Annotated in this window: 14 protein-coding genes; 5 read left to right on the top strand and 9 right to left on the bottom strand. The window is 61.2% G+C overall.

The genetic code is table 11. The annotated features are described in order from the left end of the window. Positions 1-150: 150 nt before the first annotated feature. Positions 151-612 (top strand): hypothetical protein, encoded by a 462-nt coding sequence (locus DBIPINDM_RS27690; RefSeq protein WP_258582169.1) that lies wholly within the window; start codon positions 151-153, stop codon positions 610-612. A 1,440-nt stretch (positions 613-2,052) separates the two neighbouring features. Beyond that, positions 2,053-2,181 carry a hypothetical protein gene (locus DBIPINDM_RS27685; protein WP_258582168.1) on the top strand — a complete coding sequence of 43 codons (129 nt, stop codon included), beginning with the start codon at positions 2,053-2,055 and terminating at the stop codon, positions 2,179-2,181. A 258-nt stretch (positions 2,182-2,439) separates the two neighbouring features. Here the strand turns inward: DBIPINDM_RS27685 and DBIPINDM_RS27680 are convergent, their stop codons facing one another. After that, positions 2,440-4,665: a mechanosensitive ion channel family protein gene (locus DBIPINDM_RS27680; RefSeq protein WP_258582167.1), complete on the bottom strand. Its 2,226-nt coding sequence runs from the start codon at positions 4,663-4,665 to the stop codon at positions 2,440-2,442. A gap of 478 nt (positions 4,666-5,143) precedes the next feature. Here DBIPINDM_RS27680 and DBIPINDM_RS27675 point away from each other — a divergent pair, with 478 nt between their 5' ends. Then, complete coding sequence (locus tag DBIPINDM_RS27675) at positions 5,144-7,369, top strand: SAM-dependent methyltransferase (protein ID WP_258582166.1); 2,226 nt, start codon at positions 5,144-5,146, stop codon at positions 7,367-7,369. 13 nt (positions 7,370-7,382) lie between these two features. Here the strand turns inward: DBIPINDM_RS27675 and DBIPINDM_RS27670 are convergent, their stop codons facing one another. Beyond that, positions 7,383-8,063 carry a redoxin domain-containing protein gene (locus DBIPINDM_RS27670; RefSeq protein ID WP_258582165.1) on the bottom strand — a complete coding sequence of 227 codons (681 nt, stop codon included), beginning with the start codon at positions 8,061-8,063 and terminating at the stop codon, positions 7,383-7,385. Between the two features lie 19 nt (positions 8,064-8,082). Continuing rightward, positions 8,083-11,382, bottom strand: coding sequence for an adenylate/guanylate cyclase domain-containing protein (locus tag DBIPINDM_RS27665; protein ID WP_258582164.1), 3,300 nt, complete (start codon positions 11,380-11,382; stop codon positions 8,083-8,085). Between the two features lie 213 nt (positions 11,383-11,595). On the opposite strand from DBIPINDM_RS27665, the gene DBIPINDM_RS27660 reads away from it, so the two are divergent. Next, a complete protein-coding gene (locus DBIPINDM_RS27660) occupies positions 11,596-13,368 on the top strand; it encodes an adenylate/guanylate cyclase domain-containing protein (protein WP_258582163.1) in 1,773 nt (590 codons plus the stop codon). A gap of 52 nt (positions 13,369-13,420) precedes the next feature. Here the strand turns inward: DBIPINDM_RS27660 and DBIPINDM_RS27655 are convergent, their stop codons facing one another. The 3 genes from DBIPINDM_RS27655 to DBIPINDM_RS27645 form a co-directional block, all read right to left on the bottom strand. After that, positions 13,421-14,581: a hypothetical protein gene (locus DBIPINDM_RS27655; RefSeq protein WP_258582162.1), complete on the bottom strand. Its 1,161-nt coding sequence runs from the start codon at positions 14,579-14,581 to the stop codon at positions 13,421-13,423. A gap of 275 nt (positions 14,582-14,856) precedes the next feature. Then, the gene (locus DBIPINDM_RS27650) at positions 14,857-15,375 is read right to left on the bottom strand and encodes a GNAT family N-acetyltransferase (RefSeq protein WP_258582161.1); all 519 of its coding nucleotides are present in this window, start codon (positions 15,373-15,375) and stop codon (positions 14,857-14,859) included. A 77-nt stretch (positions 15,376-15,452) separates the two neighbouring features. Continuing rightward, complete coding sequence (locus DBIPINDM_RS27645) at positions 15,453-16,274, bottom strand: hypothetical protein (RefSeq protein ID WP_258582160.1); 822 nt, start codon at positions 16,272-16,274, stop codon at positions 15,453-15,455. 191 nt (positions 16,275-16,465) lie between these two features. Between DBIPINDM_RS27645 and DBIPINDM_RS27640 the strand changes: the two genes are divergently transcribed. Beyond that, positions 16,466-17,881 carry an adenylate/guanylate cyclase domain-containing protein gene (locus tag DBIPINDM_RS27640; RefSeq protein WP_258582159.1) on the top strand — a complete coding sequence of 472 codons (1,416 nt, stop codon included), beginning with the start codon at positions 16,466-16,468 and terminating at the stop codon, positions 17,879-17,881. Between the two features lie 31 nt (positions 17,882-17,912). Here the strand turns inward: DBIPINDM_RS27640 and DBIPINDM_RS27635 are convergent, their stop codons facing one another. The 3 genes from DBIPINDM_RS27635 to DBIPINDM_RS27625 form a co-directional block, all read right to left on the bottom strand. Beyond that, complete coding sequence (locus DBIPINDM_RS27635; RefSeq protein ID WP_258582158.1) at positions 17,913-18,392, bottom strand: class I SAM-dependent methyltransferase; 480 nt, start codon at positions 18,390-18,392, stop codon at positions 17,913-17,915. 211 nt (positions 18,393-18,603) lie between these two features. After that, on the bottom strand, positions 18,604-19,785 hold the full coding sequence (locus tag DBIPINDM_RS27630) for an ABC transporter permease (RefSeq protein ID WP_258582157.1): 1,182 nt from the start codon (positions 19,783-19,785) through the stop codon (positions 18,604-18,606). Next, positions 19,782-20,780, bottom strand: a complete 999-nt coding sequence (locus DBIPINDM_RS27625) for an ABC transporter permease (protein WP_258582156.1) — start codon at positions 20,778-20,780, stop codon at positions 19,782-19,784. The genes DBIPINDM_RS27630 and DBIPINDM_RS27625 overlap by 4 nt, the downstream gene beginning before the upstream one ends. Position 20,781: the final 1 nt, after the last annotated feature.

The raw sequence follows: 20,781 nt of genomic DNA, 5'->3' as shown, positions 1-20,781 counted from the left end.
ACAAGCAATAAAGGCATGGGGCCTGTGCAGTGATTTATACTGACCAACCTTGCAAGCCTCTCATGCGATATTTGCAACTTGGAGCGGCGATGCGCGAGTTACTCTGGAACATCGACGCTGATGCGATACTGGCGATCGGTCCTCTGCTCGATGACCATGGTAAGACCGCATCGGTTCTCCAAAACTGTCCGTATCAGACATTTGGATTCCACCGAGCTTAAATTCGGCGTGCCCCGCCGCGACACCGTCGCGATGCAGCCACCTGATTTCGATGCCGGCCGGGCCGGACAGCTGCTGTTCCCTGCCCTAGGTCTGGCCGTGCAGTGCATGGACCGCGTCGTACGGTTGGTAACGCGCAAACCACTGCCTGGCGAACCTGTTGGCGAACAGGCCAATAAGCCATTGATAAATAACGATTATGGTGGGCCCGGAGGACGTATTAGAACCGTTGATTTTGTTGGCTTTTTCGTGGGCCAAAATCAGAAATCTCCCCGTATCGTTCCGTATGCTCCCGCGGCAGCCAAACAGTCGAGTTTAGGGACAACGGAACTTGCTGGCCAAGCTGCAGACGACGATCCAACTGCAGAGGCGAGCACTGGCGGCACCTGCTAGAGCGCAACAGAGGTGCATCGAGGCCACAGCAAGCCGCCAGGAGACGCTCGGGCCTCACACCGGCAAGTGTGAAGGACCTCGGCCCGCGCAATGAACGTGACAGCATTTCGCAGGCCGGGCCATGCACCGGACCAGTCCAGGGAAGGGGTGACCGGCGCTAAGAATTATGTGCCTTAAAGCCTGCCCCTTCAAGACAATTTACGGATTCATACCAAGGTGTCGGCATGTAGGTGTCCGTGGAACATTTGCGCGCCCAATCGCTTCCGCCGCTGCACTATTCCCATTCAGTGCAATGTTTCTTGTTCTGTTGGACCTTGCCGCTGCCGAAAGCTGGCGGGCATTTTTGCTGCATAAGCGGAACCTGATATTCCGAAGCATGTTTCAAACGCTGTCAGCGGCCCGTCGCTGCTGGCTGAGGTCCGCAACCCTCAACCGGACCCGCATCGCCCCGAGTGGGGCGAGCCCAAAGGTGGTGTCTTGGGAAGTCGCTCTTAATTCTAGCAAAGGCTGATGGAACCGAGCTCCCCCTTCTGAAGTTCGTGCGGCAGGAAGCATTTCAGACGAGCTCGGACACTCCAAGGCTTCCGCAGCCCGTCTCCCGCCACCGACAAGTGGCTCCGAAGGCGGGCTCTTTCGCGTCTTCAATCCGGGCTGTCAATCAATGACTTCCTTCGCTTTGGCGCCGCATAGCTTTGCACCAAGCACAACGTGTTCGCGACGACCAGTTCGCGACCTTGTCGCCAACCTCGATGCTGCCCTCCGCCATGGAAAACGAGCCTGGCGCGTCTGGTGCCTTCCTCAAGCCTGCGCTAATCTTGCAATCTTATTGGCTTGGGGGAATGGAGTGCCGAAGCGTCAGGGCAAAGGTGACTATCGGGGAGGATCAACGGTCCTCTCGAATTCTGGCCATGGTTTCAGCCCGCTTGCACCCGCCCCGAGTCCCACAAGCGTCGACGAAGTGTTGAAGCTGGGTTTTTGGTTCCCTGCATCTGAAGCGAAAAAGCCGAAGCGCAAACGGAAGCGTCGCGGACGTCGGCTATTATATTCCTGACCGCCGATGGCCGTTGCGCATCAGGCACTGCGCCCAACGATCTTCAAGACTAGCTCGTGAGCCTGCAATACTGCCTCCAATGCCGGGTGCGCCGACAGCATGGCGTCTATCAGTTCAGCCGGCAGCGGATCGTCCCCCGCCGCCCGGGCGCACCGCCTGCTCGAAAGCCCCGCGTCCGACCTTGCCCAAGCAGAGGCCGAATGACCTCAGCAAGCGGCGGATGCCGTTCTCCGGGTCACGGAACTTGGCCTTCAGATTGCGCAGCGTTGCGCGATCTTGTGCATGTGGATCCTGTGGCAGAGCGCTGCCGGTTCGGGCGGCTGCATCGCCGTCGCTTGCGGAAGTTCCCTCTTACACTGCGTGTTCCTGCTATCGGTGGAGATGGACCCTTGAGCGAGAATCGTGAGCTAGCCGCAATCCACGAAGACGCCGTGTTCTACTACCAACCAAACGGCGCTTACCGCGGCTGCGACGAAATCGACCGCATCGCAGGGCGTGATCAAGGCCACTCAACCTGACCTTCAATATGTGCGCCACAAAGCATTGAATAAATCCGTTCGCTGGCGTTCGGCATCTGTCGGCACATACAGTTTGACACCAACGCCACGTCCAACGGACCTCCGGCATACTCCCGGCCGAACATTTCAAAGTACCGTCAGGGCCAGTGAGGTTCGTGACGGCACTTTCTTCGTCTCAATCGGTTGAACATAAAAGAGTTCCCCGTCACGGCCGATGCGCGAAAAGCCGCGTTGTGACCGGCAGGTGTCACAGCTTTCCTACTCCGTTGTGCTGGCTTTTTTTCTGCGCCGATTGGTGTGCGACTGCGCGACGGCCATTCTTAACTCGGGCGTGATCTCCAAAGGCGCATTCTCCGCCTCATGTGGGTTCTGCAGCCCCTGGACGTGGACGGTGGGGAATGGGAGTTCGATGCCTTGCTCTTTGAAGGCCTGGCGGAGACGTAAAAAGAATCTGCCTTTCATACTGAAGGCACCTCCCGGTCTGGTTGTGACCTTGACCCTCAAGACGATGCCGTACTCGCCGAACTCCTGTACGCCCTGCATCTTGATCGGTTCGATCACCCAATGTTTGAATTCTGGATCTTCCGCCAGTTCGAGGCCTATCCGCTTGATCAGCTTGCGCGCGAGCTCGATATCGGTGTCATAGCCAACGGTGACGTTGAACTTGTCGGTGACCCAGTCGCGGCTCTGGTTCTGCACCGCCCCGAGTTCGCCGAAAGGTATTGTGAACAGCGGACCACGATGGTGGCGCAGCTTCACCGAGCGCAGCGAAAAGCTCTCCACCGTACCCCTGTAGCTGCCCGATGAAATGTATTCGCCGACACGAAAAGCATCGTCGAGCAGATAGAACACGCCTGAGATCACATCCTTGACGATGGTTTGTGCACCAAAACCCACGGCGACGCCGACGACGCCAGCGCCGGCGATCAGCGGGCCGATCTGGATTCCAATTGAGGCGAGCATCATCAGCACCGCCATCACGATGATCACTGCGAGCAGAATGTTCTGGATGATCGGCAACAGCGTGTGCAGCCGCGCCTGATGCGGATCGAGGGTCAGGATGTCCTCATCGCCGATCACCGCATGCGGTGTGTGGATGCCCAGCTTTCGTTCGATCAGAGCTTTGATGATCGACCAGCCGAAATCGGCTGCAAGCGCAATGACCACGACATTGATCAAGCCGCTCAATATGAGCATAGTCGTCGTATCGCTGTCGCGCATGGATTGCATGTCCAGACCCCAGACGCGCGCGAGAAAGTAAGCCGCCGCCAGGATCAAAATCATCCGGATACCGCGATCGATGACAGCGATCGTCACCGCCGGGATCGTCGGCCGGCCAACATCTTCCGAACCCGGTCGCAGGACGAAATTGACCCCGCGCTGCGTCAGCACGATTGCCAAGGGCAGGACGAATGCAGCGAAGGTAAACCAGAACCATGTATATAAGCCGGCGATGCGTTCCAGGAACAGAACGACGAAATAAGCAGTCAACAACCAGGTCACGCCCGCATGACCGCTACCGTGCGCGCCGTCTGCCGCCCTTCTTGGTCGTCGCCAAACGGCAAGCAGCCACAGAAACAGCAGCACGAAATCGGCGCCCAGAGACAGGACCATCATTCCGTCCCGATCGATGCCGAGACCGGGCAAGAGGTTAAAGGCGGCGGCGAAGAAGGCGAAGACGCCGACGATCCGGGATAGCCAATAGAACCAATGGTCAGCCGTTTCGTCGGTGATCGGCAAGGCACGAACCTCGACGGCGTTCTCGACGTGCATGAAGGAAGGGACGAGCATGGCCAAAACGTAAGTGCGCACACCCCATGTGAAGACTGCAGCCATCAGAAATGTCAGTACAATCTCGCGGATGAGCATTGGCCAGTCGAACAGCATGAACGCGCCGGCGCTGCCCAGTGCGAACGAGACGATCAGCATGCTGGAATAAAGCAGGCGGCCACCAATCTTCTTGGCTCGCCCAGTGGGCGTATTCTTCGATTGCGCGATGATCCAAAGACGAAATGGGCGGGTGAGCTTGTATGTCGCCCAAGTGAGCGCCAGGCCGGCAGCGATGAATATCGTAATCAGCACCGATACGCCGGCAGGCCCTTTGCTGGACATATCCTCCATGGTCTGTGCCCGAACGCGCGCGAACTGGCCTGGCAGCAAGGGCAAAGTTCGCACGATTCTTTCGATATGATGCTTGATCCGATCGAGCGTCGAGGATGCCATCGTATTCATCTGGCCGGGTGCGGCCACGGCGTCGGACGATGCGTCGGCCGGCGAAACTCCTGCCGCGGCAGGCGCTGCCGTTGACCCGGCGTCCTGATTTCGCTGTTCGGCCACCCAGGCCTTCACTGACGGATCGTCAAGAAGCTCGAACAGCTGTTTGACCCTTTCAGGCGGGACGCTCGCCGCCGCCTGCGCCTGTGCCGGACCAGCCAGCAAGAGGGCGATACCACAGACGAGCGGCCCGGTAATCTGGACAAACATCGCAGTCAGATATCCGAGACGTCGTGCCCGGCGCGCCAGATTCCTGGCTCCCAATCGTCGAATCATGCGTGGCATCGTGCTGTAACCTTCCGGTCAAATCGGCAAGCAACGACATCTATGTCCGTCGTTGCTACTAACTTCAACAAGCCAATGTTGTGGTGCAAGGCGTCATCGGTGCGGGCTAGACCGTTGCGCCGGGTACTTGGCGGTGTCTACTAGCCGCCAGGGGAGGTATTTCGACGTCGGCTCGGGCCTCCGGGCGTTTCCATGAACCGGGCATCGGTGATTCTGGGCACAGAACGCCGGCACCAGGATCCCAGGCCATACACGAGGGGCATGAGCGCTTGCCATTCAGCCTGTCACCAAGCCTTTTTGCCTGCCTCTAATCCGCCCCGACCTTGACAGAGCAGTGCTGCCATCCGATGCCGTCATCCGTTTTTGACATTCGCCGACTCTTGCCGAAGAAAACGAAAGCTCGATGGCCAAGGATAATGCGAACGGCGGTACCGCTTCCGAAGCCCTCGCGTGGACCGCGTTGTGGAACGCCGCGTCGGATTGCGGCCGCGGCTCGCGCTCGATCGATCCGCAGTCCCTGCGCGCGCTCCCGGCAGGACGTAAGTGGACACGTGAGATCGCCAAGGTGGTCTTCGACGGCCTTATGGTGGGAAGCCTGTCGGCGCCAGCGCAATTGGCTGCCAGGTGGGACAGGTTCGGCGGGGCCATCACCGAGTTGATCATCGAACTCGGCAAGGTCTGGGACAATCCCGCAGCGGGTCGCCGCGTCCAGTATCAGCTTGAGCAAATGCTTCTCGATGCCGACGATCTTGCCGCGCCGCGCAGGCTGGCGCGGACACTTGGAATTCGCGTCGACGCACGCAATCCGACCGCGATTGAACTACCGGAAGGCATCGACCGAATTTATGCCTATCTGATGATGGACGGCCAGATCGAGGCTGCCTTGCAGTTTGGCGTGCTCGGGACAGTGACAAGGGATCATTGGATTGAGTTGATCCGGAATATCGTGCCCGCTGAGCGGCTTGCAGACAGTACGGCAAGGCTTGCAGGACGATCTGCTGTGCCGCAGGAGGGCGCCGGTGCCGACACGTCAAACACGCTTGCAGCCGAGGCATTGTTGTCCACAGCCGAACGCCGGTCCGATCCGGACAGTCACTTCGGCAAGCTCGCCCAATTGGCCGCTGAAGCGCGGGAACTGGTCCGGTCGAGCGCCGAACCAGCACAGCCTCCTGCCGCGCCGCGCCGAGCACGGGCCACGGACAGGAATGATCGCACGGCGTTCTGGAATAGCTATTTCGCGACCGAGGATCCGTGGAACTACGGCTCGTTCTATGAGCAGGAAAAATATGAGCGGCAGCTCGAAATCCTGCCTGCCGGTCCCATCGGACGGGCGCTTGAGCTGGCCTGCGCGGAGGGCCACTTCACGCGGCAGCTGGCGTCGCGTGTGAGCCATTTGACCGCAACCGACATCTCCGCCATAGCCATCGAGCGGGCTCGTGCGCGATGCAGCGATCAGCCTAACATTGAGTTCGGCGTGCTGGATTTCGCTGCGGACACGCTGCCGGGTGAGATGGATCTGATCTTTTGTTCGGAAGTGCTCTACTATCTGGATAATCTCGCGGAGTTGCGGCGCATCACCAAAAAATTCGCTGAGGCGTTGGCGCCTGGCGGCAGTTTCATCAGCGCACACGCATTCGTCCTACGTGACAATGTTGAAAGGACGGGCTTCGACTGGAACACATTCGGTGCCCAGGCCATCTCGGAGACGCTGGCAGCGACCGAAGGCCTCGTCCTCGAGCAATCGATCCAGACCGAGCTCTATCGCATAGACCGCTTCCGCCGCCTGTCACCGGACGATGTGGTGACGGAACCGAGGATTGATCATGTGCCGATCCGCGCACCCATCGAAATCGGGGTCGCGCGAAATATCATCTGGGGCGGGGCGCGGGCCTTGCGCCGCGACGTCGCGCGTAACGAGCGGCGCCAGCGTATCCCCGTCCTCATGTATCACGGCGTCGCCGATGAAGGTGCGGCCGCGCTCGCCCGTTTTCGGCTCACGCCCGCCGCATTCGCCAGCCAGATGGCATGGCTGCGCGCCAATGGCTTTCACGCGATTAGTTCAGAGCAGCTGGAACAGTTCATCGCCAACCGTCAGCCTTTCGTTGGCCGCCCTGTGCTCATCACCTTCGATGACGGCTTCCAGAACTTTGCCGACCATGCCTGGCCGACCTTGCGCGCCAACGACCTGACCGCGGAAGTGTTCCTGGTGACGGACTTGGTGGGTGAAAGTGCACAGTGGGACGCCCACAGCGGTCCGCCGACGCCGCTTATGGACGCTGGGATGGTGCGACGCCTCGCCGGCGAAGGTGCCTTCTTCGGAAGCCATATGGCGACACATCGCGCGATCGATGGTCTGTCGAGCTCTGACCTGGCCGCCGAGCTCCTGCGCTCCCGTATGTTCATCGAACGGTGGACCGGTCGGCCAACCACGGCGTTCGCGGCACCCTTCTCCGTCACTGACCGACGGCTTGGCCGGCTGGCCAAGGAGTGCGGCTATCGAATCGGCTTCGGCCGCAAACACGGGCCGGCGGACCTCGATTGCGATCCCATCGACCTTCCGCGCATCGAGATTCGCGGGGATCGCTCGCTCGATGACTTTGTTGCCATTGTCGAGGCCGTGCTCGAATGAACGGTGAACTTGTCTATTGGGCGACTTGCGACACGGCCGACATCAGCTCCCGTGGGTTTGGCGCCCCAAACATGTATCGCCCGCCCTCTGGAACCTCCGTGAAGCTCCAGCGTACGATCCCCTGCCGGTCCAGCAGGAACTGACCGACCAGTTGTCCGTGTCCCGTTGCCATCATCTGCTCGTCGGCTTCGGTCAGTTCGTAGGGGTCCTTCTTCTCGAGAATTTCACCGGCCGCAAAAGGATCCATTGGGCCGGGCAGCACGCCTGGTATGTCGACCCGCAAGCCCTTTGCCGCTGCCATCGCGACCTTGTACGGCCAGTTCGTCTCGTTTTCGGTAAATTCGAGATTGGGCAGTCCAAAAGCACGATGTGAAGCACGTTCGGGGTCGGAGGCCGCAAGCAGATTCGGCATCGGGTGGTAGCGGAAATAGAGGCGCGCCCGTTCGATCGGCGTGTTGACCACCGTCAGGCTCTCCACACCCTTTTCGCGCAGCTCCGGATCAAGCCGCGCCTGGGCGGCGATATGGCGCCGGCAAAACGCGCAATGCAGGCCTCGAAACAGGCCGACCAGCACCGGTTTTTGCCCGCGAAAGTCGTCAAGCGCGATCTTGCCTTCTTGGGTAATGGCGTCGAGTATCACGTTCGGCGCACGGTCGCCCGGTTGAAGCGGTACCAAGTCACTAGGCGCAGACATTGTCCAACCTCCCGCCCGGCTAGTCGAGAAAAGGCAGCACCACAAGCGCTTCCGGGTCGAGCCCGTGCTGGGCGCATATATCCTGCGCCAGGGAAAAGTAGCGTTCGGCCTCGGCCAGATTGTCGAGATCGAGATTAAGCGTTGCAAGACCATTATAGCACGGAAACAGCAGTTGGGGCTCGCCCGTTTCGCAGGCGACATCCAGTGCTTCGTGGAACAAGCCAACCGCCAGTTCCGGGCGGCCGTTGCACTGGTGGATCTGCCCAAGTACGATCAACGGCACCGGCAGGTGCTCGCGCTGGTCGAGTGCCCGATCGATCTCAATGGCCTTTTCTGCGGCAGGCACGCCCTCTGTCGGACAGCGATCCGTGAAAGTACAGCAAGCGACCGCCAGATTGGCCAGCAGGCGCGCCTGGAAGCCCAAATCACCGATACGGCGCGCCACGTCGAGACCGCGCCGACAGACTTCGATCGCCCGTGCCGGATCGATGGTCGTGTAAAGCACGCCGAGATTGGTGTAGCCACGGCAGGCCGCGCCCAGCAGACCGGCGGCTTCGGCCAATTCGATGCTGCGCTCAACCTGACCCACGGCCTCGTGGTTTCGCCCGAGGCGAGCCAGCGCGACAGCCTTGGTATTGAGTGCCTCGGCTGTCACAAGAGTGGCATCACGCCCTACCTCCGAGACGTGTTCCCTTGTCAGAGTGGCTACGCAATCCAGCGCCGCGTCTGCCCATTTTGCCGCGAGAGCGTGATCTCCGCTGCGGAACGCCTGCCGGCCACGTTCTTGCCAGAGATGCGCCTGCTCGACCGGGGCATCCGCTCCCTCGAGGAGCGCTGCCGCTTCGGCGTAGCGGGATTCTGCGTTGTCCCGCTTGCCGACGTCCCAGAGCAGCCGACCGATCTTACGCAAAACCCGCGCCGAAGCGACACGATCGGCTGAGTCGCGGTATGCCAGCAACACCGTCTCGTAGTGGTGGTGCGCGATCTCGCGGCGGCCTGCCGGGCCGCTCAAATCGGCAATGCGCTCTGCAATTGCCAGTTTGAGCGGTGTTTGCCCGATCGCGCCCAACGCAGTCAGCGCTCGCTCGTAGAGACGAAGGGCGTCGTCATTGGCGTATATCATGCGAGCGCGATCGCCCGCCGCCTGGAGGTGATGTGCGCCTCTCTCCCGCTCGGCACTCAGTGCGAAATGATGACCGAGCACGGTCAAATCCTCGAGCCGTTCCGGCTTGTCGCCGTATAGTTGCTCCAAGGCAGCACCGACCCGCCCGTGGATGTCGGTCCGGCGTTGCAGGAGCAGATTCTGGTAGATCACGTCCTGCAGCAATGTTTGCGTGAAGCGGTAGCTTTGCGACGAGACCGAGCCTGATCCGGCAACTTCCTCGATGATTTCCGCATCGCAAAGCAGTTCGCAGCCGGCTTCCAGCCGGCTTGGGTCGGCCGTCACGGATTTCAGAAGTGTGGCATCGAAGCGCGGGCCGATTACCGCGGCTTCCTGGGCCAACCGGCGCACCTCCTGGGGCAGTCGGTCGACGCGAGCAAGCAACATCGCCTGGATGGTGGCGGGAATGCCAGTTGCGACTTCGCCTGCCATGGTGCGCCATCGCTGGCCCTCGCGCACCAGTAGCCCGCGATCGATAAGGCCGCGAACGATCTCCTCGACAAAAAGCGGGTTGCCACCCGCGCGCTCGAGGATCTGGTCGACAAGCCCGCCTGCGGTGTTTACCCAGTTCTCGCCGAAAAGCGCCGCCAGCAGGCTGCGTCCGTCATCGCCGTTGAGCGGCGAAAGCCTGAGCGCCGTGTGGCTGACCCGACTTGAGTCGAGTTGGTCGTTGTCCGGCGCCGGACGATGCGTGACCAGCAACATCAACCGCCTGCGTTCCAACCTGTCCATCACGAAACGTAGTGCCTCGAGCGACACGGCGTCGGCCCAGTGCAGGTCTTCGACGACAATCAACAGCGGCGACAACGCAAGCCGCCGTTCGATGATTGTGCGAACCGCGTAGAGAATTTGCCGCCGCAACTGCTCGGGCTCGACATGCTGCAAGGTGGCATCGGGGTCGCCAAGGCCAAGCACATGGTAGAGCAAAGGCATCAGCCGCTTCGCCTCCTCGCCCTGCAGGCCGAGATCGGTAAGCAAGCCTGCGAGCTTCCCCCGCATTTCGTCTCCATTGTCGTTTTGCATCATCCCGGCAGCGCTGCGCACCACTGCGCCCAAGGCGCCAAATGATTGTTCGCCAAGCGGTGAGCAGGTGGCCTGCCGCACGGCGACGTTGCGAAAACGATCCTCGTCGCCGACGCGGGCGACGAACTCCTTCACAAGCCGCGATTTCCCGATACCGGCTTCTCCGACGAGGCGGACAAGCTGGGCAGAGCCGCCGCACGCCTGGTCAAGGCTCTCCAGCATTCTATGGAGCTCCGCACCACGACCTATTATCGGCGCGCTGAGGCCGAGCGCCTCGAGCCCACGCGCTGCACGCGGCGCCGCAAGCGGTGCATCCAGTCGATGGACGAGCACACTGCCAGCCTTGCCGCGAAGCACGACATCGCCCAGCGGTTCGTAAGAGAAGGCATGCCGGGTCAGCCTGTGCGTGAGCTCGCCTACCAGCACCTCACCCGGTGCGGCCAGCGATTGCAGGCGCTGCGCCGTATTCACCGTGTCGCCGGTCACCGAATAGGATTTGGCGGTGCCGATGCCCAATCCGCCAGTGACGACTGGACCGGTGTTTATGCCGATGTGGAGCAGCAGAGGCGTGCCGGAGTGGGGGGCACTTTCGCCGAGCCGCGCCGTCCGGGCGATCATGTCGAGAGCGGCGCGAAGCGCACGTTCCGGATCGTCCTCATGCGCGACCGGCGCACCGAACAAAGCGAGCAGTGCATCGCCGATGAATTTGTCGACGAAACCACCAAAGTTTCGCACAGCCGCCGTCAATTCCTTGAACAGTTCGTTCTGCAGCGCTTGCATGACCTCGGGGTCGAGCTGCTCGCTGAGTGTCGTGAAGCCGCAAAGGTCGGCGAACAGGACCGTTACCGTCCGGCGATCGGCGTCAGAGACGGGATGCAGCCCATCTTCGCTTTCGATGTTCGCAAGCAGCGACGGAGTTCGAGAAGGCGGCACAATGGTCCGACTTGCTGTCGGAGCAGGCCGTTCGACGGCTTTTGCGGGCGCACCGACGCTTGCCCCACACTTTGGACAGAACTCGAAATCCGGTGCGCAGAGGTAGCCGCAACTGGCGCATGGCACGGGCTGGCGCCTGCCACACCTCGGACAGAAAGCGAAGCCGCCATCAACCTCGAAACCGCAGCCCGAGCAGTCCATAGGACAAGACCTCACTAGGGGCCGTGTCGGCGCGATCTCGCCACGCACTTCACGGCCAGGGTATTTGCAAGGATGAACCGATAGCCGTCGACCGGCAAGCGCGGTGTGGTCCTGTGGCGGAGCGCTGCCGATGCCGGCGGTGCGTGGCGTCGTTTGCGAAAGTTCCCTCTTGCCGCCGTCTTCCTGCTATCGTGGGGATGAGGAGACGGACCCTTGAGCGAGAATCGTAAGCTGGCGGCAATCCTGGCTGCAGATGTGGTTGGATACAGCCGGCTCGCAAGCGCGGACGAAGATCGTACTTTGGCGAGGTTGCGGGCACTGCGCAGCGACCTGATCGATCCAATCATCGCAGTGCACAACGGGCGTGTGATCAAGCGCACCGGGGATGGGGCGCTGGTTGAGTTCCGCAGTGTGGTGGATGCGGTGCGCTGCGCCATTGAGGTTCAGAATGGTATGGTTGAGCGCAATGCCGGCGTGCCGCAGGACCGCCGCATCGAGTTCAGGATCGGCATCCATCTGGGGGATGTGGTCGAAGAAAGCGACGGCGACCTGATGGGCGACGGCGTCAATATCGCCTCGCGTCTGGAGGGCGTAGCGGCGCCCGGCGCCATCTGCCTGTCCGAGGATGCCTATCGCCAGGTCAAGGCGAGGCTCGACCTCTCGGTCAGCGATCTCGGCAGCACGCAGCTCAAGAACATCGCCGAGCCGATCCGGGTCTATTCGCTGCAAGTCGGCAGCGTCGGGACCAAGCCGGCCGCGACCTCGGAAACCGCGACGAGCCGGCCGGCTGCGGCGGCGCCGCCGAAGCTGTCGATCGCCGTCCTGCCGTTCGCCAACATGAGCGGTGACGCCGAGCAGGACTACTTCGCCGACGGCATCTCCGAAGACATCATCACGGCGCTGTCCAAACTGTCGCAGCTCTTCGTCATCGCACGCAATTCGTCGTTCACCTTCAAGGGCCAGAACGTCCATGTGCAGGAGGTGGGCACGAAGCTCGGCGTGCGGCATGTACTCGAGGGCAGCGTACGCAAGTCGGGGAACAGGGTGCGGATCACCGCGCAGCTCATCGATGCAACCACGGGCGGCCATCTTTGGGCGGAGCGGTTCGATCGCGACCTGACCGACATATTCGCCGTGCAGGACGACGTGACGCAGCAGATCGTTGGTGCGCTGGCGCTCAACCTGACTGATGGCGCCCGTCTGCGGCTGGCGCCGGAGCACCCGCGCAACACGGAGGCGTATGACTGTTTCCTGCGGGGCCGGGAGCTGTGGCACCGGCTGACGAAGGACACGAACGTCGCGGCCCGCGAGCTCTTGCAACGTGCCACCGAACTGGACCCGAACTTTGCCTCTGCCTACGCTTTCCTTGCCCTCACGCACGGCATCGATTACCTGAATAGGTGGGGTGCGTCACCGCCGGAATCGATGGCGCAAGCCGAAGAGGCCGCAACGCGAGCGGTAACGCTCGATGACAACGATCCCTGGGCGCACTGGGCGTTGGCGATAGCCAAGCTGTACACACGACGGCACGATGAGGCCATCGAAGAGGTCGAGCGCGCACTGGTCCTCAATCCGAACTTCGCCGAAGCGCATGTCTGCCGCGGCGAAACGCTGTACTATTCAGGCAGACCTGAGGAGGCCCTCGAGAGTTTCGCCCGGGGAAAGACCTTGAACCCATATTTTCCAGATGTGCTTCTGCACTTCCAGGCTTTGGCGTTGTTTCAACTGGGAAGGTACGACGAGGCCGTTGACCTCTTGCTGCAACGGCTGGCTCGCAATGCTATCACCGACGTCTCGCGCGCGCTTCTGGCCGCCAGCTACGGCCATCTGGGCCGTTTAGAGGAGGCCCGCACGGCATGGCAGGAGGTGCTTCGCGTCAATCCCGACTATTCGCTGGAATACCGTCGCAAAGTCTTGCCTTACAAGAACCCTGCCGATTTCGAACTCATGGTCGACGGCCTCCGCAAGGCCGCTATCGTGCAATGACAGGTGAGGCCATGCGGCTGCGCACGAAAATCAACTAGGCCTGAAGTGAGGTTCAGGTCGCCTTGGTCCCTGCGTGGCCGATCTTGCGCCATCGGGCGTTTTCGCGAACCAGCTTCAGGTCGTCGGTCGTCTCTGCAAAAGTCCGCAAACGGTATTGCCGCAGCAGGTCGGGGAAGAGCGCCCCTTCCGGCAGGCCGGCAAGCTGCTCGCGGACGGAGATCTTTTCATCGATGACCCGCATGCCCCAGGCATTTTCCCGAACCTGCAGCTCCGCAGCCAGATCGCGCTCCTCCGGCACGTTTTCGTCTAGCGCAGCCAGCAGGGTCTGATGGAAAAGCGCAACATAGCCAATCTGTCTCAGGCCGCCCACAACCCGCACCCGCGGCAATATGGCTAGGACGAGGAACGTCAGGAACAGGTTCGGCAGCAGCAGGCCGTCCAGCAGCGCCTGCTTGAGATGCTGCCGCTCGAACGGGATGGAAAGGCCATGCGGCCTGTCAAGCTCGATCAGGTGTCCGTTCTCGAGGACGAGCTTGCGCACGCGCTCCTCGCGGATGCCCCAGAAATAGGCGGTGGTATTGGGTAGGAATCTGCCAAATGGGCCCGATGCGGCCTCTTGCAAGGCACGTTCGAGACGCTGGCGCCTTGCAGGCTCAATGAGCAGCCTGGAAAGAAGGCTGCCATCATCTTCTAGATGCCGCGCCATGGCAGAAGCGGCGAGCCGATCGTCGATGAAAACCGGCAGGGCCATGCCGGAACGATCCCAATCGGCGACCAGATCCTCGTTGAGGGCTGTCAGCGCATCGGCGGCGGTTCCAAACACCTTGTCCTGGCTGGAAAGCAACGTGCCCAGCCAGCGGCTGGCATCCGTTTCATCGCCCACCGCTTCGAGTGCGCGCTTGTTGAGGGAGACGGGACCGGCCGCACAGGCGCTTTTGCGGCACAGTTTGTGGCGGCCCATGCCAAACAGATTGACCTTGTCGTCGCCGACATCGAGCCATCCCGGCCCCTCCCGGCCGATGGTCTCCATGGTCATCGTCGTTCCCATGAAGCAGAAGAAGGCCGACAGCCCGATTTCGACCGCGCCGAGCCAGGCAAGCAGGAGGGCATCGAAGGTGATCCGGTCCATAAGAAGCAGGCAGTGCAGGCCGGACTGAATCACCGGTCTGTGCTCGAACTCGTCGAGCGCCTTGCCGATCTCCTCAGGCAGCATGATCATACCGAGGCGCTGCTGCAGGACTTCGCGCAGGACCGAGCGGGCAGCGATCGCCGGGCCCGATGCAGGCCTTGCCACCGGCCGCCACAGATGGCGGGCGTAATCGGAAACCGGTGCATTCCAGTTCTGCTCGATGTCACGCACGACTTCCGGGCAGAGCCGCGACAGCACAGCCAGAATTTCTGCCGGAGGCGTAGGGGTTGGGTCAAAGACGGCGGTCATTGGTCCCGTCTAGCCGCTTGCGGTGCAAACGCCAAGGGAGACAGCGGATCTCAGAACCGCAGCCGGGCCATGCTCAGGAGGTCGTGGTACTGCCCGTCGGTAAAACCGGCCTTAACATGCCGGCCTTCGACCTCGAAGCCGTGGCTTGTGTAGAGACGGACCGCCGGTTCGTTGTCGGCATAGACGGTCAATTCGACCCGCTTCAGGGCGCGCCAGTTGTCGGCCACGTCAAGCAGCGCGCCAAGTATGGCAGAGCCGATGCCCTTGCCGACAAAGGCATCGTCAAGGCCGATATTGATCTCGCCGATATGCGAACGGCGCGGCGAGCCCTGCACAACAAGGTTGCCATGGCCGACGACCTTGCCGTCCAACTCGGCAACGATCCAGGTGGTTTCCTGGCCGGACTTGGCGATGCGCCGCTCCACCTGCTCCACCATCTCGAAAGGCATCCTGAGCGTACCCCAGCGGAAGCCCGGCATGTTGAAGATGGCGCAAAGCGCCTCCGCATCGCTCGGCCTTACGGCGCGGAGCTGCGGCTGGATTTTCTCAGCGGAGGTCGTGCTGGTCATGGCGTTCCCGGCGAAGGCAATCGGCTCGGCACGATGCACCGGACGTCACCTGAAAATCCAGCCGTCTCTGCACCTTATTATACCGTTTGCGAGCTGAAATGGCGGGAAGCGGCGTAGAGTTTGAAGATGCCGCTGACGGCGATCCAGCCGAAAAGGGCGAGCCAGCACAATGTTTTAGTCGCCGTCCAGTCGATCCGGTGCACCGCTGCGTCGGTGATGACCAGGCCAAGGATGGCAAGCAGGCCGACCAGAAATTGCGCCAGGCCGAGCACCAGCAGTTCCTCGCGCGGCGCACTTCTCCAGACGAGGTATGTGCCGCCGGCGCCGGCGAGGAAGATGGCGCTGTAGACCTGGCCGTGGAAGGGATCGACCGGCCATGGCCAGTTGCTGCTAACCACCTGGGGAAACAGCAACATGCCGACGCCGTAGAGCCCAAGGATCGCCGTTTCCGCCAACATATAGCCGCGCCATGCGGGGTTTAGGGTCACGCCTTTTGCCGAAGGACGGGCCCTGGCCCACCACAGGAACAGCCCAGATACCGCGGCCGAGGCTAGATAGACCAGGAACCAGAGCCAGGCCGCTTTTCGTTCGAAGTTGAAATAGCCGAGATTGATCAACGAAACCGCCGACACGATGACGGTGAAGATGAAGGCCATGACGAGCACCAGCCTGCCGGGCGACCAGCGATTCCAGAACAAGAGCGCCGCCATCACCGCCATTTCGGCGGTGTAGAAGCCGCCGAGGAAACGGGCACTGAATGGCGTGACGGGCCAGGGCCAGCGCGGCTTGACCAGCGCCGGCGCGAAAAACAGGCCGGCGCCCACGATCAGGACGATGATGACCCCAGCGGAGAAAACGCGCAGGGCTGCTGGAAATGGCGGGTTGTCGGACGTCTGCATGGAAAGGGCCCCAAAAGGTGAATACCCGTGGACCATCATAGTGCCGCTTGCGGTCGGATGGAAATCGAGCTGTCACCAGGCTTGTCTATTCGAATGGCCGTACGATCCGTTTCGACGTAAAATGAATCACTCGGACCAAGGAGCGGTCCGGTCAACTCGCCTCGGGAGGCGCATTTTCCGGAGCCTGCACGATGAACGAAGCTCAGGATCTGTTCTCGCTTCTGCGGCAATCGACCGATGTCGATCCACGGGCAATCGACGCGATCAAGCGAACCATCGCGGAGGGCAATGACCGCGAACTTTGCCGCATCAATGCGCCAGCCTTCGCCAGCAAGCATGGCCTCGACGAGGAGAGCGCCATAAGCGCCTTTCTCCATGCGGCGCGGGTGGGCATCTTCGACATTTCCTGGAATGTTCTGTGCCCCGGCTGTGGCGGCGTACTCGACACCAACGCCACGCTGAAAACCCTGCAGAAGGACGAATACACCTGCGCGCTGTGCGCCGAGGGCTATTCGCCGACCCTCGACGAGATGGTCGAGGTGACATTCACCGTCAGTCCCCGCGTGCGCAGGATTGCCGCCCACAATCCACACGAACTGCCGATGGTGGAATATTTCCGCCAGATCTACTGGGCGTCCGGCGTCGATCTGCCGGACGAGGATTTCGCGAAAACGATCGAAGCGTTCTCGCTGGAGGATATCGAGCTTGCGCCCGGTGAAAAGGCGGTTCTGCCCATACAGCTTCCGTCCGAATTCATCATTATCTTCGAGCCGGTCACCCATTCAGCGCAGTTCATCGACGTGAAGGGCGATCCAACAAAGGAGCGCCGAAGCCTCTCTTTGGTCTTCGACCGCGACCATGTCCAGAACCAGACGCTGGAGATGCAACCCGGCCCGTTGCGCATTTCGCTGGAAAACAGGACCGACACCCGCGTGCTGCCGACGGTCTTCATCGCCGGCCAGGTATTGCATGATTTCCTCGGCAAACGCCGGCCCTTCCTCACCGCCAAGCGCTTGCTCACCAACCAGACGTTCCGCGATCTCTATCGCACGGATACGCTCGATATCAACCAGCGCCTGAAGATCACCAGCCTGACTTTCCTGTTCACCGACCTGCGCGGATCGACCGCGCTTTACGAGCGGGTGGGCGACCTTTCAGCCTTCGATCTTGTGCGCGCGCATTTCCAGGTTCTGCACGAGATCGTCGCGGCGGAGGCAGGCGCGGTGGTGAAGACGATCGGTGATGCGGTGATGGCGACCTTCGCGACGCCTGATCGTGCGATTGCTGCGGCGCTCAGGATGCGCGATGCCATGCGTGCACTCAACGACAAGGGCGGGCGCGAGGATCTGCTGCTCAAGATCGGAGTCCATGCCGGCCCCTGCATCGCCGTTTCCATGAACGAGCGACAGGACTATTTCGGCCAGACGGTCAACATTGCTTCGCGGGTCCAGAACCTTGCCAACGCACAGGCGATCTTCGCCACCCGTGCGGTGGTCGAAGACAATCTCACCGCCGCTCTGTTGCGCAGGAACGCGCTGACGCCCGTGCCCCACGAGGTCTCGCTGCGCGGCATTGAGCGGGAGATAGCAGTATATACGATCCCTTGAAGACTGGGTCCCTGAAGACCCGTCTCCACCCTCACACGCGCCTGCTGATAAAATAACGACCGAGGGGCACCGAAGGCGGCGGCGGGAGGCGTTGCAACAGCGGGTGATCGAGCGGCGTGCCGCTGACCGCGAAGCCGCCGATGCGAAGCAGGCGCGCAATCAGATCCGGAAGCCAGGTGGAGATCACTGCATCGCGATCTTCATAGCCGGTGCCGATGTCGGCATGGACAAGAGCGGCGTCGATGCCGATGAACCTGATTGCCGTCTCGCGTATGTCGCCGAGCACGATGTTTTCAGCTTCGGGAATTGAGCTGGCGTGTGCGCCAACTTCGCGGTCGAACACCACGATCCGGCGTCCAGGCAGGCGCTCGCGCAGATGGTGGAACGTCCGGCCATTGCCGAGGCCGAGCTCGAGGACAGGCCCCTCCATCTTCGCCACCTCGGGGCAGATTTGATTGAGAATGTCGCGCTGTGAGGTCATCCTGCTGATGAAATTATCGAGGCGAGTCATATGCGTTTGTGTGTCCCGAACCAGCTCAAGAGATCGGCAATGCCCCACGACCAGAACGGTTCACGGGTGAAACCCGAGGGCGACGTGTTTAACCCCGATCGCGTCTCGCCCCATATAGAGGCGAACCATGAACACTGCGACAGTCGAACAAGGCTGCCGACTAGGATCATACCGGGTGGGTCCGGCGCCCCGGCGTGGAGGAATGGCGATCTCACTTATAGGGGTCCGCGGCGTCCCGCAACCCGTCGCCGAAGAAGTTGAACGCCATGATGACGAAAATGACGGGGAGCATCGGCAAAAGCAGCCATGGATAGAAGGCGATCACGCTGACGCTGCGTGCCTCGGTGAGCAGGATGCCCCAGCTGGTTGTCGGTGCCCTCAGGCCGAGTCCGAGGAAGCTCAGCGCCGTCTCGCCCAGGATCATGCCGGGTATGGAGATCGTCGCCGTCGCGATCAGATGCGACATGAAGCCAGGAATGAGGTGACGCCCGATGATGCGGCTGCTGCTGGCACCCATCAATTGCGCGGCCAGAACGTAATCCTCCTCGCGCAAGGCTAGAAGCTTTGAACGCACGGCCCGCGCCAGTCCGGTCCAGTGGATTAGCCCGAGAATGACGGTGATGCCGAAATAGATCAGGATCGGGCTCCAGGTTATCGGCATGATCGCCGCCAGAGCCAGCCACAGCGGAATGCTGGGGATCGATTGCAGAACTTCGATTATCCGTTGAACGATCAGGTCGAAGATACCGCCGTGATAGCCCGCCAGTCCGCCGATGACGATGCCGAGCACAAAGCTGAAACTGATGCCGACGAGGCCGATTGTCAGTGAGATGCGTGCGCCATAGATGATGCGCGAGAGCACATCGCGCCCTAGCCTGTCGGTGCCGGCCAGAAAGAGCTGGCCGTTTTCGGCAGGGCAGACAAGATGCCTGTCACCTTCGATCAGTCCCCAGAACCGGTAACCGTCGCCCTTGCAGAAGAAACGAATCCGCTGAACATCATCCTGTTTCTCGATGTAGTTTCGCTTGAGCGTGTCCATATCCAGCGTCATGTGGCGGCCATAGACGAACGGCCCGACGAGCTGGCCGTTGTGGAACAGGTGCACCCGCTGCGGCGGCGAATAGATGTAGTCCATGTTGCGCGTGTGCAGATTGTAGGGCGCCAGGAACTCGCAGATCAGTATCCCGAAATAAAGCGCTGCCAGGAATATGCCGGATACGACGGCAAGCCGGTGCTTTCGGAATTTCCACCACATCAGCCGCAACTGCGACGCCTGATAGACCTTCGATTGCTCCGGCGTCATCGCCTCGACCGACTGCAGGTCAAAGGGCGCGACGGAAATGTAGTGTTGCAGTGGAGCACCCGGAGCGGGCAGCGGCGATTGCGTGTTCATTTGGTGCTGCCGCCCTGCAAACGAATTCGTGGATCAAGCAGCGCCAGCGCCAGGTCGGAAATCAGCACACCGATGACCGTCAGGAAGGCGAGGAACATCAGGAACGACCCTGCCAGATACATGTCCTGGCTTTGCAGTGCCCTGATCAGCATCGGCCCGGTCGTTTCCAAAGACAGCACGATCGCGGTGATTTCGGCGCCGGAGATGATGGCCGGCAGGATAGAGCCGATGTCGGAAATAAAGAAATTGAGCGCCATGCGCAGCGGATATTTGACCAGCGCCTTGAAGGGATGAAGGCCTTTGGCGCGCGCGGTCACGACATATTGTTTGTGTAGCTCGTCGAGCAGATTGGCGCGCAGCCGCCGGATCATGCTTGCCGTGCCCCCGGTGCCGATGATCAAGACCGGAATCCAGAGATGGGCGAGGATCGACTTCGCCTTGTCCCAGCTCATAGGCTCGCCGAGATATTGCTGGTCCATAAGATGGCCGATGGACGTGCCGAACCAGATGTTGGCGAAATACATCAGGATCAGGGCCAGCATGAAGTTCGGAATGGCAAGGCCGAGAAGGCCCAAGAACGTCAGGCCGTAGTCGCCCCAGCTGTATTGGTGCGTGGCGGAGTACATGCCGATCGGAAAGGCGATGAGCCAGGTGACGATGATCGTGACGAAGGAAACCAGCACGGTCAGCCACATTCGGTCCCCGACGACGTCGCGAACCGGCAGCTCATATTCGAAGGAATAGCCGAAATCGCCGTGCAGCATCCCGCCGACCCAGTAGAAGTAGCGAATGACCGGCGGCTGGTCGAAACCATATTCCTTGCGCATCATCTGGATGCGATCGGAATCCACCGCTTCGCCCTGAGCCCGAAGCTCGGCAACATAGCTGTCGAAATAGTCGCCTGGCGGAAGTTCGATGATCGTGAACACCAGCGCCGATATGATCAGCAGCGTTGGAACCATCACGGCGATGCGCCAGACAATATATCGAAGCACG

The organism is Mesorhizobium sp. AR02 (assembly GCF_024746835.1).
In the GTDB taxonomy this organism is placed as follows: Bacteria; Pseudomonadota; Alphaproteobacteria; order Rhizobiales; family Rhizobiaceae; genus Mesorhizobium.
The sequence above is the reverse complement of the archived record's forward strand: the minus strand, read 5'-3'. Positions and strand labels throughout refer to the sequence as shown.

Coding starts and splice junctions, on each gene's coding strand:
- DBIPINDM_RS27640 (WP_258582159.1), top strand. CDS start 16,466: ATGAACGAAGCTCAGGATCTGTTCTCGCTTCTGCGGCAATCGACCGAT.
- DBIPINDM_RS27670 (WP_258582165.1), bottom strand. CDS start 8,063: ATGTCTGCGCCTAGTGACTTGGTACCGCTTCAACCGGGCGACCGTGCG.
- DBIPINDM_RS27630 (WP_258582157.1), bottom strand. CDS start 19,785: ATGAACACGCAATCGCCGCTGCCCGCTCCGGGTGCTCCACTGCAACAC.
- DBIPINDM_RS27650 (WP_258582161.1), bottom strand. CDS start 15,375: ATGACCAGCACGACCTCCGCTGAGAAAATCCAGCCGCAGCTCCGCGCC.
- DBIPINDM_RS27655 (WP_258582162.1), bottom strand. CDS start 14,581: ATGCTGCCTGAGGAGATCGGCAAGGCGCTCGACGAGTTCGAGCACAGA.
- DBIPINDM_RS27645 (WP_258582160.1), bottom strand. CDS start 16,274: ATGCAGACGTCCGACAACCCGCCATTTCCAGCAGCCCTGCGCGTTTTC.
- DBIPINDM_RS27675 (WP_258582166.1), top strand. CDS start 5,144: ATGGCCAAGGATAATGCGAACGGCGGTACCGCTTCCGAAGCCCTCGCG.
- DBIPINDM_RS27690 (WP_258582169.1), top strand. CDS start 151: ATGACCATGGTAAGACCGCATCGGTTCTCCAAAACTGTCCGTATCAGA.
- DBIPINDM_RS27635 (WP_258582158.1), bottom strand. CDS start 18,392: ATGACTCGCCTCGATAATTTCATCAGCAGGATGACCTCACAGCGCGAC.
- DBIPINDM_RS27665 (WP_258582164.1), bottom strand. CDS start 11,382: ATGGACTGCTCGGGCTGCGGTTTCGAGGTTGATGGCGGCTTCGCTTTC.
- DBIPINDM_RS27680 (WP_258582167.1), bottom strand. CDS start 4,665: ATGTTTGTCCAGATTACCGGGCCGCTCGTCTGTGGTATCGCCCTCTTG.